13 protein-coding genes are annotated in these 15,363 nt (G+C 60.2%); 9 read left to right on the top strand and 4 right to left on the bottom strand.

The genetic code is table 11. The features are described 5' to 3' along the window. The first annotated feature begins 46 nt into the window (after window positions 1–46). The 3 genes from dnaE (at window position 47) to GOW60_RS10580 (ending at window position 4,236) form a co-directional block, all read left to right on the top strand. On the top strand, window positions 47–3,547 hold the full coding sequence (gene dnaE / locus GOW60_RS10590; protein WP_171229233.1) for a DNA polymerase III subunit alpha: 3,501 nt from the start codon (window positions 47–49) through the stop codon (window positions 3,545–3,547). An 85-nt stretch (window positions 3,548–3,632) separates the two neighbouring features. Then, on the top strand, window positions 3,633–3,851 hold the full coding sequence (locus GOW60_RS10585) for a hypothetical protein (protein WP_171229232.1): 219 nt from the start codon (window positions 3,633–3,635) through the stop codon (window positions 3,849–3,851). Window positions 3,852–3,867: 16 nt separating this feature from the next. Further along, entirely contained in the window at window positions 3,868–4,236 is a 369-nt protein-coding gene (locus GOW60_RS10580) for a hypothetical protein (RefSeq protein ID WP_254443905.1), read from the top strand. A gap of 4 nt (window positions 4,237–4,240) precedes the next feature. Here the strand turns inward: GOW60_RS10580 and GOW60_RS10575 are convergent, their stop codons facing one another. Beyond that, window positions 4,241–4,435: a SlyX family protein gene (locus GOW60_RS10575; RefSeq protein WP_152460143.1), complete on the bottom strand. Its 195-nt coding sequence runs from the start codon at window positions 4,433–4,435 to the stop codon at window positions 4,241–4,243. A 129-nt stretch (window positions 4,436–4,564) separates the two neighbouring features. Here GOW60_RS10575 and hisS point away from each other — a divergent pair, with 129 nt between their 5' ends. The 3 genes from hisS to hisG are packed head-to-tail and all read left to right on the top strand — an operon-like array spanning window position 4,565 to window position 7,830. Further along, window positions 4,565–6,052 (top strand): histidine--tRNA ligase, encoded by a 1,488-nt coding sequence (hisS, locus tag GOW60_RS10570; protein WP_171229231.1) that lies wholly within the window; start codon window positions 4,565–4,567, stop codon window positions 6,050–6,052. Window positions 6,053–6,055: 3 nt separating this feature from the next. Continuing rightward, the gene (locus tag GOW60_RS10565; protein ID WP_171229230.1) at window positions 6,056–7,144 is read left to right on the top strand and encodes an ATP phosphoribosyltransferase regulatory subunit; all 1,089 of its coding nucleotides are present in this window, start codon (window positions 6,056–6,058) and stop codon (window positions 7,142–7,144) included. After that, on the top strand, window positions 7,141–7,830 hold the full coding sequence (gene hisG / locus GOW60_RS10560) for an ATP phosphoribosyltransferase (RefSeq protein ID WP_152460146.1): 690 nt from the start codon (window positions 7,141–7,143) through the stop codon (window positions 7,828–7,830). The genes GOW60_RS10565 and hisG overlap by 4 nt, the downstream gene beginning before the upstream one ends. Here the strand turns inward: hisG and GOW60_RS10555 are convergent, their stop codons facing one another. Then, complete coding sequence (locus GOW60_RS10555; RefSeq protein ID WP_171229229.1) at window positions 7,831–8,262, bottom strand: DUF1489 domain-containing protein; 432 nt, start codon at window positions 8,260–8,262, stop codon at window positions 7,831–7,833. A gap of 134 nt (window positions 8,263–8,396) precedes the next feature. On the opposite strand from GOW60_RS10555, the gene GOW60_RS10550 reads away from it, so the two are divergent. The 3 genes from GOW60_RS10550 to GOW60_RS10540 all read left to right on the top strand — a co-directional run bounded on the left by GOW60_RS10550 (window position 8,397) and on the right by GOW60_RS10540 (window position 13,035). Next, window positions 8,397–10,679 (top strand): adenosylcobalamin-dependent ribonucleoside-diphosphate reductase, encoded by a 2,283-nt coding sequence (locus GOW60_RS10550; RefSeq protein ID WP_171229228.1) that lies wholly within the window; start codon window positions 8,397–8,399, stop codon window positions 10,677–10,679. Window positions 10,680–10,993: 314 nt separating this feature from the next. After that, window positions 10,994–12,094 carry an AAA family ATPase gene (locus tag GOW60_RS10545; RefSeq protein WP_171229227.1) on the top strand — a complete coding sequence of 367 codons (1,101 nt, stop codon included), beginning with the start codon at window positions 10,994–10,996 and terminating at the stop codon, window positions 12,092–12,094. Window positions 12,095–12,162: 68 nt separating this feature from the next. Continuing rightward, window positions 12,163–13,035 (top strand): hypothetical protein, encoded by an 873-nt coding sequence (locus tag GOW60_RS10540; RefSeq protein ID WP_171229226.1) that lies wholly within the window; start codon window positions 12,163–12,165, stop codon window positions 13,033–13,035. Window positions 13,036–13,051: 16 nt separating this feature from the next. On the opposite strand, the gene GOW60_RS10535 is transcribed toward GOW60_RS10540, so the two are convergent. Continuing rightward, window positions 13,052–13,399 carry a hypothetical protein gene (locus GOW60_RS10535; RefSeq protein WP_171229225.1) on the bottom strand — a complete coding sequence of 116 codons (348 nt, stop codon included), beginning with the start codon at window positions 13,397–13,399 and terminating at the stop codon, window positions 13,052–13,054. 435 nt (window positions 13,400–13,834) lie between these two features. Beyond that, window positions 13,835–15,037, bottom strand: coding sequence for a hypothetical protein (locus tag GOW60_RS10530; protein ID WP_171229224.1), 1,203 nt, complete (start codon window positions 15,035–15,037; stop codon window positions 13,835–13,837). Window positions 15,038–15,363 lie beyond the last annotated feature (326 nt).

The following is a 15,363-nucleotide window of genomic DNA, read 5'->3' as shown; positions in this document are numbered from 1 at the left end:
CGGTTCAGCCTTTTGCCGCGCAGCCGGCTGGGGTAGCTTGGGCGTCATGAGCAGTTCTCCACGATTCATCCACCTCCGCGTTCACACTGAATATTCCCTTCTGGAAGGCGCCGTGCGGCTGAAAAAGCTGCCGGGCCTGTGCGAGAAGATGGAAATGCCGGCGGTCGCCGTGACGGATACCAATTCGATGTTTTCGGCGCTGGAATTCTCGGTCACCGCAAGCGGCGCCGGGGTACAGCCGATCATGGGGTGCCAGGTCGATCTGACCTATGTCCAGGCCCAGCCGGGCGAGAAGCCAAAGACCCCCGCGCCTCTGGTGCTGCTGGCGCAGTCCGAGACCGGGTACGAAAACCTGATGAAGCTCAGCACGTGTCTCTACGTGGACAAGGGCGGGCAACTGCCTCAGGTCACTTTGGAAGAACTGGCCGATCGATCTGAAGGGTTGATCTGCCTGTCCGGTGGACCTGACGGCCCGGTCGGGATGCTGCTGCAACAGGGTCAGCACCCGGCGGCCGAAGCGTTGGTCGATCGGCTGGCGGCAATGTTCCCCGATCGGTTTTATATCGAGCTTCAGCGCCATCCGGGTGAAGATGGCCAGCCCGAGGCCGAGCGCCTGACAGAACGCGGCCATGTCGAGATGGCCTATGCCAAGAACCTGCCGCTGGTCGCCACGAATGACGTCTATTTCCCGACGCCGGACATGTACGAAGCTCATGACGCGCTGATCTGCATATCGGAAGGGGCCTATGTCGACCAGCAGGAAGGCCGCCGTCGGCTGACGGCGCAGCACTACTTCAAGTCACAACAAGAGATGGCGACCCTGTTCGCCGACTTGCCCGAGGCCATCGAAAACACCGTCGAGATCGCCAGACGCTGCGCGTTCATGGCCTATCGACGCGACCCGATCCTGCCAAAATTTGCGGATGACGAGGTGGCCGAGCTGCGGCGCATCGCCAATGACGGCTTGCAGAAACGTCTGGCCGTGATCCCGCATGCCGTGACGCCCGAGGAATACCAGGAACGTCTGGATTTCGAACTGGGCATCATCGAAAGCATGGGTTTCCCTGGTTACTTCTTGATCGTTGCGGACTTTATTCAATGGGCCAAGGATCACGACATTCCGGTTGGTCCGGGGCGGGGCTCGGGCGCGGGTTCACTGGTGGCCTATGCGCTGACGATCACCGATCTTGACCCGCTGCGCTACAGCCTGCTGTTCGAACGGTTCCTGAACCCCGAACGGGTCTCGATGCCCGACTTCGACATCGACTTCTGCATGGATCGCCGCGAAGAGGTGATCCGCTACGTGCAGCAGAAATACGGGCGCGACAAGGTGGGTCAGATCATCACCTTCGGTGCCTTGCTGTCAAAGGCCGCCGTGCGCGATATCGGGCGGGTGCTGCAAATGCCATATGGGCAGGTGGACCGCCTGTCCAAGATGATCCCGGTTGAGGGGGTGAAACCTGTTTCCATCGAAAAGGCGCTGAAAGACGAACCCCGCCTGCGCGAGGCCGCGCGCGAGGAAGAGGTGGTCAACCGCCTGCTGACCTATGGCCAGCAGGTCGAGGGGCTGTTGCGGAATGCTTCGACCCACGCGGCGGGGGTGGTGATCGGCGACAGGCCTCTGGATGCGCTGGTGCCGATCTATCAGGACCCGCGTTCGGACATGCCCGCGACCCAGTTCAACATGAAATGGGTGGAACAGGCCGGGCTGGTAAAGTTCGACTTTCTGGGTCTGAAGACCCTGACCGTGATTCAGAACGCGATGGACCTGATTTTCAAATCCGGGCGCCCGTTGCACATCGCCGCCGATGGCACCGAACTTTATGAGCCCGCCGAGGGGGCTGAAAACCAGATCAACGCCATCCCGCTGGATGATGAGGCGACGTACAAGCTTTATTCCGCGGCCAAGACCGTGGCGGTGTTCCAGGTTGAAAGCTCGGGCATGATGGACGCGCTCAAGCGCATGAAACCCACCTGTATCGAGGATATCGTGGCGCTTGTGGCGCTCTACCGTCCCGGCCCGATGGAGAACATCCCCACCTATTGCGAGGTCAAGAACGGCCAGCGCGAAATCACCTCGGTCCACCCGCTGATCGATCACATCCTGGAAGAAACGCAGGGCATCATCGTCTACCAGGAGCAGGTGATGCAGATCGCCCAGGTCATGGCGGGATACAGCCTTGGCGGCGCCGACCTGCTGCGCCGCGCGATGGGCAAGAAGATCAAAGAGGCAATGGACGCCGAACGCCCGAAATTCGAGGCCGGCGCGGCCAAGAACGGAGTGGACGCCAAGAAAGCCTCCGAGGTGTTCGACCTGCTGGAGAAATTCGCCAACTACGGCTTCAACAAGTCCCACGCGGCGGCCTATGCGGTGGTCAGCTACCAGACCGGCTGGCTCAAGGCGAACCACCCGGTCGAGTTCATGGCGGGCGTCATGAACTGCGATATCCACCTGACCGACAAGCTGGCGGTGTATTTCGAAGAGGTCCGCAAGGGGCTGGGCCTGCCCTACGTGCCGCCCTGCGTGAACCGCTCGCTGGCGACCTTCGACGTGGTGGATGGCCAACTGGTCTATGCGCTGGGCGCGCTCAAGAATGTCGGCGTCGAGGCGATGAACCTGGTGGTGCAGGGCAGGGGAGACAAGCCTTTCGTCAACCTCTTTGACTTCGCCCGCCGGGTCGATCTGAAGAAGGTCGGCAAACGTCCGCTGGAAATGCTGGCGCGTGCGGGCGCTTTTGATGAGCTCGACAAGAACCGTCGCCGTGTGTTCGAAAGCCTTGACCGTTTGGTACAGTATTCGGCGGCGATCCATGAACAGAAAAACTCCAATCAGGTGTCTCTGTTCGGCGAGGCAGGCGACGACCTGCCCGAACCGCGCCTGTCGCCGACGCCCGACTGGCTGCCGGCCGAGCGCCTCAGCGAAGAATTCAAGGCCATCGGCTTCTATCTCTCGGGGCATCCGCTGGACGATTACATGCCCGCGCTGAAGCGCAAACAGGTGCTGACGCTGGATGAGGTTACGGAAAAGGCCCGGTCTGGTCCGCTCATCGCAAAGATGGCAGGGGTTGTCGCCGGGCGGCAGGAACGGAAATCGGCCAAGGGCAACCGCTTTGCTTTCGTTCAAATGTCTGATCCCACCGGCGCCTATGAGGTCACGCTGTTTTCGGACACGCTGGAGAAGTGTCGCGAGTTTCTGGAAACCGGCGCGCAGGTCGTGCTGACTGCCGAGGCAACGATGGAAGCCGATCAGCTCAAGCTGCTGGGCCGCTCGATTGGTCCTGCGGATTCCCTCGTGGCCGAGGCCGGAGCAACTGGGCTGCGAATTTACGTTGACGAAGCACAGGCCGTACCAACGGTGGCCAAGGTTTTGGAAGACGCCGCCTCTGCCGCGAAAGGGGCTGCACGGGGACCAGTCCAGTTAATGTTGCTGGACCCCAGCCTGCCCGGCGATGTTGAGTTGGAACTGGGACGTGAATTCCCCATCAACCCGCAGATCAAGGGCGCGATCAAATCCCTTGAAGGCGTCATGACCGTCGAAGAGATATGATACCGCTTTGTTGCCAGACTGTTGGTGCCCCGCTAGGCTGACTTGACAGAGATGTCTTTAGGTCATGCCACGGGAGGGCGTTGTTATGACAATAGCAGGTCTCAAGTTCAGAAAGGTATTATTCGGCGCAGCAGCGACGCTGGCTTTGGTCTCGGCCTCAGCTGGTCTGGCGGATGACAAGAAAAAAGAAAACACGATCAAAGGCGCCGTGATTGGCGCGGGTGTCGGCGCGCTGATCGGCGACGGCAAAGGTGCCGCCGCCGGAGCGGTGGCCGGTGCGCTAATCGGCGCGAATTCCAAGTAAGCGGAGGAGCATCCGGATGAGGACGAATTTGCTTAAGCCAGCCGCCACCGCCTTAGTGTTTGCAGCGCCCGGATTGGCCCTTGCCGACGAGGAAGCCGAACAGATGATGCAGGACGCGCTGCCGCTGATGTATCACACCTGCACCTCTGTTATCGAAGAGGCTGATGGGAACGAAGAATACATTCTGGACGTCGTCGGGAAGATGACGGCCCTTTCGCTTTACAACCGTCAGGTTGACATCGAAGCCCACGCGACTTCGGATGAGGAAAAGGCGGCTCTGAGAGAAACATTTGTGGCCGCCTTGAAAGAGGGTTGCACCGGGGACGAAAACGCCCTGTTGGGCGGCGTTGTGGACAACGCGGTAAAATCGACGCTTGGGCTTTAAATCATCAATAGTGAGGCGGTCGTTCGTCACCAAAGACAACGCCGCCTGAACCTTCCTGCGCCCGTTCTGCTTCGCGCTGCAACAGCATTTCAACCCGTTGGGTCAGCCGGTCGATTTCCGATTGTTGTCTGGTGACGACCGTGTTCAGTTCGTCCACGGTACGGGTCAGATGGGCGATCTCTTCTTCCAGATGCTGCATGGGGAACTCCTGTCTTGCGCTGGTCATAGCGACACAGTCGGCCCAAGGCCAGAGAAAGCGCGCCTTGCCCCGATGCGGACCATGGGATAGACCGCGCGCGGAACAAGGACACTCCCAAGGACGCCCCACATGGCCAAGCCCAAGAAACAGCCCCGCCCCAAGGCCGTCACGCCGAAAGGGTTCCGTGACTATTTCGGCGAGGAAGTCACGCAGCGCACCGAGATGCTGCGGACGATTGCGGGCGTGTATCATCGTTACGGGTTCGACGCGCTTGAAAGCAGTGCGGTCGAGACCGTCGAGGCGTTGGGCAAATTCCTGCCCGACGTGGATCGCCCGAACGAAGGCGTGTTCGCCTGGCAGGAGTTTGACGAGGGCGGCAATGGCGATTGGATGGCGCTGCGTTATGACCTGACCGCGCCACTGGCCCGGGTCTATGCCCAGCACCGCAACGACCTGCCGACGCCCTATCGCCGCTATGCGATGGGTCCGGTCTGGCGCAACGAAAAGCCGGGGCCGGGGCGGTACCGTCAGTTCTATCAGTGTGATGCGGATACGGTCGGTACGGCCAGCATGGCCGCCGATGCCGAGATCTGCGCCATGCTGTCGGATACGCTGGAGACCGTGGGCATCCCGCGCGGCGATTATCTGGTGCGGGTCAACAATCGCAAGGTTCTGAATGGCGTGCTTGAGGCGATGGGCCTGGGCGCGGGCGCGGCAGCGCGCGACGACGTTCTGCGCACCATCGACAAGTTCGACAAGGTGGGTGAGCAGGGCGTGCGCGAGTTGCTGACCAAGGGCCGGCTGGATGCCTCGGGCGCGTTCATCGACGGTGTGGGCCTGTCCGACGATCAGGCCGAGCCGGTGATCGCCTTCCTGACCTCCAAGGCCGATGATGCCGCCGGAACGCTGGCCAACCTGCGCACGGCCGTGGGTGACAGCAAGATCGGCGCCGAAGGCATCTCCGAGCTGGAACAGATTGGCGAATTGCTGGCCGCGGGCGGCTATGGCGCTGATCGCATCCAGATCGACCCTTCCGTCGTGCGCGGTCTGGGTTATTATACCGGGCCGGTATACGAGGCTGAACTCACGTTCGAGATTTTTGACGAAAAGGGCCGCAAGCGACAATTTGGTTCCGTCTCAGGCGGCGGGCGCTATGACGATCTGGTGAAGCGTTTCACCGGACAGGAAGTGCCCGCGACGGGTATCTCCATCGGTGTTGATCGCCTGCTCGCCGCGCTGCGCGAAAAGGGCCGGATCAGCGCTCAGGCCACCGGCCCTGTGGTCGTGACCGTAATGGACCGCGACCGCATGGCCGATTATCAGGCGATGGTGGCCGAACTGCGCAATGCCGGCATTCGCGCCGAGGTCTATCTGGGCAACCCCAAGAATTTCGGCAATCAGCTGAAATACGCGGACAAGCGGAATTCTCCGATTGCGGTGATCGAGGGCGGCGACGAAAAAGCCAAAGGCATCGTGCAGATCAAGGACCTGATCCTGGGCGCCAAGATCGCCGAAAGCGCCACGCTCGAGGAATGGAAGGAACGCCCCAGCCAGTTCGAGGTGCCGCGCAGCGATCTGGTCGCCAAGGTGCGCGAGATTCTGGACAGTCAGGACTGAGCCATGCCCAACCGATCCCAGATCCAGGCCCGGGCCGCGATGATGCGCGTGCGCTTCGAGGCCGCCGGGGCGCAGGTCGTCGACCCGCCGTTGCTGCAATCGGCCGAGACGCTGCTGGACCTCTACGGCGAGGATATCCGCGCGCGCGCCTATGTCACCTCGGACGCGCTGCGCGGCGAACAGATGCTGCGCCCGGATTTCACCCTGCCGGTGGTGCAGATGCACATGCGCGACGGGGCCGAACCGGCGCGCTATACCTATTCGGGCGAGGTGTTCCGCCGTCAGGAGCATGACCCCGACCGCGCCAATGAATACATCCAGGTGGGCTATGAGGTCTTTGACCGCGACGATCCGGCCGGGGCCGATGCCGAGGTGTTTTCGCTGATGGCGCTTCAGTTGCGTGGGTTGCCCCTGCGTGCGGCAACCGGGGATATCGGCATCCTCACCGCTGCGGTCGAAGGGTTGCGCACGACCGAGCGTCGCAAGGCCGCCCTGATGCGGCACCTTTGGAGACCGCGCCGATTCCGTGTCTTGCTGGATCGGTTTGCGGGTCGCAAGGCGCCCTCGGAAGGGCGCGCCGCGCTGCTGGACGCTGCCGATCCGATGGCGTTTGATGCCCCTATGATCGGCAAGCGCCGCAAGGCCGAAATCGCAGCGCGCATCGAAGCCCTGCGCGAAGACCGTGATACGCCGCCGATTTCCGACAATGAGCTGGCCGGGCTGGAAACGTTGCTGAATGTGCGCGAGACCATGCCATTTGCGTTGGAACAGCTGCGTGACGTGGCGGTGGATCTGCCGCAGATCACGCCCGCCCTGGACCGGTTGGAGGCGCGTGTGGCTGCGCTGCAAGCGCGTGGAGTCGATGTCGAGCGGTTGGATTTCGAGGCCGCCTATGGCCGGACTTCGATGGAATATTACGACGGATTCGTTTTTGGGTTTTACGCGGAAGGTCGGCCTGACCTGCCTCCGATCGCCACGGGCGGGCGCTATGACGCGCTGACACGGCAATTGGGCCGCGGAGACGAAATCCCGGCTGTCGGCGGCGTGTTGCGCCCCGACCTGATGCTGGAGATCGAGGAGGGTGCTGTATGAGCCTGAAACTGGGTGTGCCCTCGAAGGGCCGGTTGATGGAAAAGACCTTCTCATGGTTCGAAAAACGGGGCATCACCTTGTCACGCAGCGGGTCGGACCGGGAATATGCGGGCAAGGTCGAAGGGATCGACGGTGTCTCTCTGATCTTGCTGTCGGCGGGGGAAATCCCGCGTGAACTGGCGGCGGGGCGGATTCATCTGGGCGTCACCGGGATCGATCTGGTGCACGAGAAACTGCCGCGCTGGGAACAGCAGGTTGAAGAGGTTTCGCAGCTTGGATTCGGCAAGGCTGATCTGATCATCGCAATCCCGGCATGTTGGGTCGATGTCGATACGCTTGATGATCTGGACGCGGCAGCAGCTGCGTTTCGCAAAACCCATGGCCACCGGCTGCGGATCGCCACCAAGTACCACCGTCTGGTTCGGGAATTCCTGACAGACGCGGGCGTGGCCGATTACACGCTGGTCGACAGTCAGGGCGCGACTGAAGGCACGGTGATGAATGAAACCGCTGAAGCAATTGCCGACATCACCTCGACCGGAGAGACCCTGCGCGCGAATCACCTGAAGATCCTCTCGGACGGTCTGATCCTGCAATCACAGGCCACGCTGTGGCGCAGTCGGGTGGCAAAATATGATCCGACAGAAAAAGCGGTTCTATCCGAACTGCTGGATCGGTTGCGGTAACTACACCACACCTATTTCTGCCAGGGCGCGGTTCAGATCATCGGGCAGGGCATCGTCCTGCTCGCGGTTTTGGGGCAAATCGGCAGGGGTATCTTCAGGCTTGAGATAACGCCATCCCTGAAACGGGCGTTTCAGGGCATTCTGGGTGCGGTGCAGCTTGGGGTCCAGCACAATGGCGCAGCGGCGGATACCATCGTCTCCGGTCGCTTCATCCAGCCGCAGGATCCGCTGGCGACACTGGATTACGCCCTTGATGACCCAATAGATCGATCCACCGTTCAGAATTTCGGCTTCGCGCTTGGGCCACATGCGGGTGACGTGGCGTGGCAGGCCATCGGCGAACCGCTGGCAATAGCTGTCCTGCCAGGCCATCAGCGTGTCGACGCTTTCCGACCCGACCGAAAGTTTTATGAGGTTTACGTAATTATCCACAGCTTTCCCACAGAGTCACCCAGAACGAATTGGTTAATATGGTAGTGTCGCTGGTTTCTTGCATCAAGTTCTTGTAGCGCTATGTAGGCGAATTGGTCTATCTTGTATGCCTCTTAGCTAAATAGGAATCACCAATGAGCCGCTTTGCCGCCCCCATCGCCGAGCAGATCTGGGATATGAAGTACCGCTTTAAACAGGCGGATGGCACCCCCATCGATCAAACGGTTGAAGACAGTTGGCGGCGCATCGCCCGTGATCTGGCGCGGGTGGAAAACGACCCGGGGCACTGGGAAGAGAAATTCTATGAGGCGCTGGAAGATTTCAAATACCTGCCTGCCGGGCGGATCACAGCAGGTGCCGGCACCGCGCGTCAGGTGACCCTGTTCAACTGTTTTGTCATGGGCACGGTGCCCGACAGCATGGGCGGCATTTTCGACATGCTGAAAGAGGCCGCATTGACCATGCAGCAGGGCGGGGGGATCGGCTATGATTTCTCGACCATCCGCCCCCGTGGCGCTGACGTGAAAGGCGTCGCGGCGGATGCGTCGGGGCCGTTGAGCTTTATGGATGTCTGGGATGCCATGTGCCGCACGATCATGTCGGCGGGCTCGCGCCGGGGCGCGATGATGGCGACCATGCGCTGTGACCACCCGGATATCGAACAGTTCATCACCGCAAAATCCGACCCGGCCCGCCTGCGCATGTTCAACATGTCGGTTCTGGTGACCGATCCGTTCATGGAAGCGGTCAAGGCCGATGCCTCGTGGGATCTGATCTTTGACGGCAAGGTCTATCACACGGTTCAGGCGCGTGACCTGTGGAACAAGATCATGCAGGCCACCTATGATTATGCCGAACCGGGGGTGATCTTCATCGACCGTATCAACCAGGCCAACAACCTGAGCTATGTTGAAACCATCGCGGCCACGAACCCGTGCGGCGAACAGCCATTGCCGCCCTATGGTGCCTGCCTGTTGGGTTCGATCAATCTGGCGCGTTTGGTGGTTGAACCGTTTGAGGCAAAAGCCCGTTTGAATGAAGAGGCCCTGCAAGAACTTGTCGCCACGGCTGTCCGGATGATGGACAATGTCGTTGATGTGTCAAAATTCCCACTGGCCGAACAAGAGGCTGAAGCGCAGGACAAACGCCGCATCGGGCTGGGCGTGACCGGACTGGCGGATGCGCTGTTGATGTTGGGCCTGCGTTACGGGTCCGACGAGGCGGCGCGTCAGACCGAGCGCTGGTTGCACGCGATCGCCCGCGCCGCGTATCTGGCGTCGGTCGACTTGGCCAAGGAAAAAGGGGCGTTCCCCCTGTTCGATGCCGAGAAATACCTGGCCAGCGGCACCATGCAGCAGATGGATGACGATGTTCGCGAGGCCATCCGCGAGCACGGCATCCGAAACGCGCTGCTGACCTCGATCGCGCCCACTGGGACGATCTCTCTCTACGCCGGCAACGTGTCGTCGGGGATCGAGCCGGTTTTTGCCTATGCCTACACCCGCAAGGTCTTGCAGAAGGACGGCTCGCGGACCGAGGAAGAGGTGGTGGACTATGCCGTTCAGATGTGGCGCGACAAGTTCGGCGATGTCGAGCTGCCCGACTATTTCGTGAACGCCCAGACCTTGACCCCGGCCGAGCACGTCAAGATGCAGGCGGCTGCGCAGAAATGGATCGACAGCTCGATCTCGAAAACCATCAACTGCCCCGAGGACATCTCGTTCGACGCCTTCAAGGACGTGTATATGCAAGCATGGGATCAGGGCTGCAAAGGCTGCACCACCTATCGCCCGAACGACGTGACCGGCTCGGTTCTGACCGTCTCGGAAAGCGACGACAAGGTGCCGGGCGAAAGCGCCGATGCGCCGCACGAGGTGGATGGCGGCGATGTCATCTACATGTCCGAACCGCTGGACCGGCCGCAATCGCTTGAGGGTTCGACCTACAAGCTGAAATGGCCCGACAGCGAGCACGCGATCTATCTGACGATCAACGACATCGTCATCGGCGGTCGGCGGCGTCCGTTTGAGGTGTTCATCAACTCGAAGAACATGGAGCATTACGCCTGGACGCTGGCCCTGACCCGGATGATCTCGGCCGTGTTCCGGCGCGGTGGTGACGTGTCTTTCGTGGTCGAGGAGCTCAAGGCCGTGTTCGATCCGCGCGGCGGGGCCTGGGTGCAGGGCAAGTATATCCCTTCGATCCTGGCGGCGATCGGCGGCGTAATCGAGCAGCACATGATCGCGATCGGGTTCCTCGAGGGCGAAGGGATGGGGCTGAAATCCGACCCGCAGGCGCAGGTGGTCAACATGGACGCCCCCCGCGGCAAGGCCTGCCCGTCCTGCGGCCAGTATGACATGGTGATGATCGAGGGCTGCATGACCTGCCGCAGCTGCGGACATTCGAAATGTGGCTGACGCGCGGGCGAGTGCTTGTGTGTGAAATGACAGGCTATTCAGTGCCATTTGGCCCGAATTGCCTTCCACCCACACGGTCTATTTTTGCCATCAGAATCCAAGCCTTTGAAATATAAGGATTTCGAAGTGGGCGGCTCTCGACGGGGCCGCCCATTTCCGTTGCGGGCCGGCCTTGTTGGGTTGACTTGATCCACCGGCAAATCTGTTCCTTATTCGTTCTCGAGGTTCCGGAACCTTTCTCCCCCATTGGCCCAGTTGCCCAAGGCGCTGGATTGCTGTGCGGCCCGCGTGTCGTGCGATGAAAGGACTCCGCCATGAACCGTTCGACAACGACCATCCCGTTTCATGACCTGACCTTCGTCGACGACATCCCGAAGTTGCGGAACGTCGAAGACCGACTGCACAAGTTCCTGCGCGGCTTGCGCAGGGAAAGGCAGGACCGAGACCATGAAGCCGGCAAGATCTCCGAGGACGACCTGGTGAACCCCTATACACTGGTCGAGGACCAGGACCGCGCCCGGATCAAGCGCCGTGCGGCGCGGTACGTGGAGCGGGTGCAATCTTCGACCGGCTTGTATCACCTTTCCGAGGAGGCCCGCGCGCGGTTGACGCCGCTACGTGGTGGGCTGCCCGTCACGCGCATCGTGACGGAACACGAGGCTGACGAGATTGCCGCGGCCCTGCACGCCGAGATGCCCTGGATGGCGCGCGCGACCGAGGAGGTCTGGCACGGGTTGAGGGCATCGGCCCGCGACGGCTTGCCCGGTGTGCGCTTTGCGCCACTGGTGCTGAACGGCGCGCCGGGTATCGGCAAGAGCTATTGGGCGCGGCGCCTCGCGCACCATCTTGCCGTGCCCACGACGAAGATCGAAGCCACGGGAGAGCCTGCAACCTTCTCTCTGGTGGGCTTGCAGAAGGGCTGGGGAAGTGCCTCGCCGGGCAAGCTCATGCAGACCGTGCTGAGCGCGCGTCACGCGGGGCCCTTGGTGATCGTGGATGAGATCGAGAAATCGGGCGAAATGCACTCGAACAAGGGCGTGCGGCATACGCTCACCGACGCCCTCCTGCCGCTGCTGGAACGCATGACGGCGGCCCAGTGGGAATGCCCGTTCTTCCAGATCAAGTGCGACATGTCCTGGGTCAACTGGGTGATGACGGCGAACAGCCGGAAAGGCCTGCCCGAGCCGTTGCAAAGCCGATGCGTGGTGTTGGACCTGCCGGACCTCACCAGGGACCAGCTCCGCGATTTTACCTTGGCCGAGGGGGCGCGGCGCGGGTTGCCCGAGCCCGCCATTGCGGCCATAGGGGATCTGTTTGACGGTGGCGCGATCGCAAATGCCCGACTGAGCCTGAGAACGGTGTGCCGGATGCTCGAGCGGGCAGAGGCGCTGGCCCGCAAGCCGATGCTGAACTAAGGCAATGGTTGTGTTGCGCCGCCACTCAAGGCAGGCGCACATGAGAGTTTTGGGGAGAGGGATTCATCATGGCTGAAGCATCGGAAAGACCCAAGAGCCGCCCGCGTGCCATCTTCCTGGATCTGACATCGCCAGTTCTGCCGTCTTGCCCGGTGCCGGAAATGCCATGGCCATACAAAGCTGACCGGGACTCCGAACGCTATGAAGACATTCTGTGCCGTCTCGCCCTGGCGACGGGCCTCCCGATTGTCGCGTTCGTTCCAACCAAGGATTGCTGCTCCGAAGCTCTTGAGGAAGCGATCAAGGCGCAGGTCGTGCTGGTGGATCAGAGCCCTGACTCCGCCCTCTGTCAAACCTTGCGGACCCGGCTCGGTTGCGCCGTGCCCGACATCCTGTTCATCTCCGACCCCACCCGCCATGAGAGTCTCGGGGGAGGTTTTCGATTTTGCAACGTGAAGGACGCAATCCCGGTCTTGCATCACCTGTCTCACGCAAATCGTGCCGTGGTGCTCACCTGGGAGGAAAACCCCGGAGAGGAGGTTGCGCATACGGTCCTCATGCCCCTCGATCTCAGGCTCGGTTCGATGGAAGACCGTCACATGTTGCTGACCCGTGACCGCCTGATCTTTGATGTGGTTCTGCTGTTGGAGGACATGGAGCCGACGGCGGATTTCATGCTGAAGACACTGGAAAAGCTCATCGCCGGTTACGCACCTATCGTTCACTGTCTGAACGATCATACAGCACCCATGCAGACGGAATTCCCGCGCGCAATGAGACGGTTGCAAGGCGCGGGCGCGCGCAAGATCGTGATGGTGGCAGCAGATGGCGGACTGGAAGCCAGAACTAGCGAATATCGGAATATCGCCGAAACATACGGTTTTGAATGCAGCTTTCGAACCTGGAACGATCTGCTCGCGTCAACACGCTGGCCTGAATGACCGTGGTGCGCGGCCGTCAGTCCGTTTCCTCAGATCCGAAATACTTGTCGGCCTCGCCAATACCGAAGTTCTGCAAAACCGCGTGGTCCAACGGCATTTCGTCGGGTCGGGTCAGGATATTCGGTATGAAGGGCCCCCGGTAATCAATCATCGGCGCGCCCTCGCGCATTTCAACTTCGCCCTTTGCCTCTCGTACAAACAGAACGAAATCGGTGAGATACTGCACCGCGTCGAACAGGGCATCACGTTCCTTGCGCGAAAGCTTCTGGATCGCGCCCAGGTCAATCACCTGTTTCAGGAGGTCGACAAATTCTTGTTCGGAGCACTCTTCGGGTAGTTGTTTGGCGAAATCCAGAAGGTTCATCATTGGTTCCTTTTGCCTGTATCTCAGGTCGGGCAATGCCCATCACTGTCGTTTTGCGCAGCCAACCCCAAGTGGCTGACAATATCAAGCGGAAACGGAAGGCTTAAATGAGATTAACATGTTGATTGAATTGCGAAAAATTCCAAGCTTGATACCATCGCAAATGGGTATTGCTCGCCCCGGCGGTAGAGCAGATCACCACAGGCTTTCGGTTCAAGGCTAAACCAGCCTTTCGCAGTGCCGATCGTGGAGGGCAATTCCGCGGACCTCCCGGACCTTAGCCATAAGCGCGAAATCCTGACCATTGCGGGAGCTGCATTCGTAAGTAAGGGCGGATTCCGGTCTTTCTCTGCAGGAGCGTGGCAGCGGACGGGACGGCGGTGAAGCTGTCGTTCGCCGCGGCCTTGATGGACGCACGCTGAATTTTTTCCGGCATCAGCTCCCGAAGAGCGGGGAAATTGTCTCTGCGCCAAGGAAAGGGCCTGGAACCACTCGGAGATGGCTCTTCGGAATTCCTAACTCATGTTGAAAAACCTGTTTCGGGCGGTTTGGCGAAGGGTCAATAATCGTGACGCGCGGAACTGACCTACGCCGGACGAAGGCGTCTTTGAATAGGCCGAGGCTCTTGAGGTCGGTCCTGGGAAAGGAGTAACCGATTACGACTACTTCGTCGCAAGCTTGGAGGGCGTCACCCGCCTGCTGCCAAAGTGACTCGAACAAGGAGCCAAAAAATTGGTAACTTTTGTCTTTCACTGGCGGGATAATCAGTGGCATCGAAGGGATGCCTTCCTTCGTCGACCGGCCTTCCGGCATCCAAGGCATGCGGGGCTGAACCTTAACAAACAAATACCCATCTGGAGCCGAGCGGCCCGGGACATTAGATAGGTTTGGTGGGTAATAGCCGTAAGTCAAAGGCGCATAGCCATCCATATATCGACCAGCGTGAGTCGCGTATGGGCGGGTGGCGTGCTCGTAAACAAACAGCGATTCCGCTGGAAGCGCGTGCGTCAAGACTAGTTCTTCACCCTCGTAGATCGGATGGGCGGTGAGCCAGTTCACCGAGCCATGCAGTTTGATTAATTTGTTGGGCGAGTGATGATATTCGGGAGGACTCCAGCCATCGCGGAACACGCTATGTGGTTTGATCCCGTATCCACTGTCGACCGCCCAGCCCGCCGCCGCCGCCATCGCGCGATCCATCAGGGTGTCCCAGTTGAACGTCAGTACGACGTCGTCGGGCCGAAGAGACTCGGCCAGATCGACATGGCTCTGCGACACCGGGCCGTTTGCGATCTCGTTCAGTGTCGTCGCGAAGAGAAAAATCAACTGGTTGTAAGGCCTTGAAAGAATGATCCGACTAATGCCACCCGCCTCTTTCTCGACACTGGCCAACCTGTCGGCGATCTCACTGTGTATATCTTCAATGTCTACGCCTGCCGCGAGATAGGCGTCAGTGTCGCTGACGCCCTTCTGCAACTGAAGGTAATGAATCAGCCCATCACGCAACACCCAAGGGTTCGCCGCAGCTTTCAGCTTGAAGAAAGTTGGGAAGAAGTCATTTGCGATCGGCACTCTTTGTCCGGTCGGTGAGGCGTCGTAACTTTTTGATGCGCCAGCTCCAAGCAGTATAACTCTCATGCATCGACCCCATTCTTCTCGATTTCTCGCGCCTGCACCCCCAATTCAGAAGGAGCTCCAAACCTGATCGATGCTTAAAGCGGCGATGCGTGAAATCAACTAGGCTCATTGGATTCAATGTTTGGAATGGCGCGAAAACATAGATGCAAGATCTTTACCGCGGCTTGCCGTTAATCATGATGTCGTCGTAAAATATGTCGGCGGTGCCGCTAGGTGTAGTGAACCTGAGCCCCCAGTCGGGTCTCGCTCTGAGATGTTCTGCAACATCATCTGAGCCTCCCCCACTGAACTGGTCCACCGTTATGTTTAGGAAACGGAGGACCACG

The organism is Ruegeria sp. HKCCA4008 (assembly GCF_013033125.1).
Classification (GTDB): Bacteria; Pseudomonadota; Alphaproteobacteria; order Rhodobacterales; family Rhodobacteraceae; genus Ruegeria.
The sequence above is the reverse complement of the archived record's forward strand: the minus strand, read 5'-3'. Positions and strand labels throughout refer to the sequence as shown.

Coding starts and splice junctions, on each gene's coding strand:
- GOW60_RS10550 (WP_171229228.1), top strand. CDS start 8,397: ATGAGCCGCTTTGCCGCCCCCATCGCCGAGCAGATCTGGGATATGAAG.
- GOW60_RS10535 (WP_171229225.1), bottom strand. CDS start 13,399: ATGAACCTTCTGGATTTCGCCAAACAACTACCCGAAGAGTGCTCCGAA.
- GOW60_RS10545 (WP_171229227.1), top strand. CDS start 10,994: ATGAACCGTTCGACAACGACCATCCCGTTTCATGACCTGACCTTCGTC.
- GOW60_RS10585 (WP_171229232.1), top strand. CDS start 3,633: ATGACAATAGCAGGTCTCAAGTTCAGAAAGGTATTATTCGGCGCAGCA.
- hisS (WP_171229231.1), top strand. CDS start 4,565: ATGGCCAAGCCCAAGAAACAGCCCCGCCCCAAGGCCGTCACGCCGAAA.
- GOW60_RS10580 (WP_254443905.1), top strand. CDS start 3,868: ATGAGGACGAATTTGCTTAAGCCAGCCGCCACCGCCTTAGTGTTTGCA.
- GOW60_RS10530 (WP_171229224.1), bottom strand. CDS start 15,037: ATGAGAGTTATACTGCTTGGAGCTGGCGCATCAAAAAGTTACGACGCC.
- GOW60_RS10565 (WP_171229230.1), top strand. CDS start 6,056: ATGCCCAACCGATCCCAGATCCAGGCCCGGGCCGCGATGATGCGCGTG.
- GOW60_RS10540 (WP_171229226.1), top strand. CDS start 12,163: ATGGCTGAAGCATCGGAAAGACCCAAGAGCCGCCCGCGTGCCATCTTC.
- hisG (WP_152460146.1), top strand. CDS start 7,141: ATGAGCCTGAAACTGGGTGTGCCCTCGAAGGGCCGGTTGATGGAAAAG.
- dnaE (WP_171229233.1), top strand. CDS start 47: ATGAGCAGTTCTCCACGATTCATCCACCTCCGCGTTCACACTGAATAT.
- GOW60_RS10575 (WP_152460143.1), bottom strand. CDS start 4,435: ATGCAGCATCTGGAAGAAGAGATCGCCCATCTGACCCGTACCGTGGAC.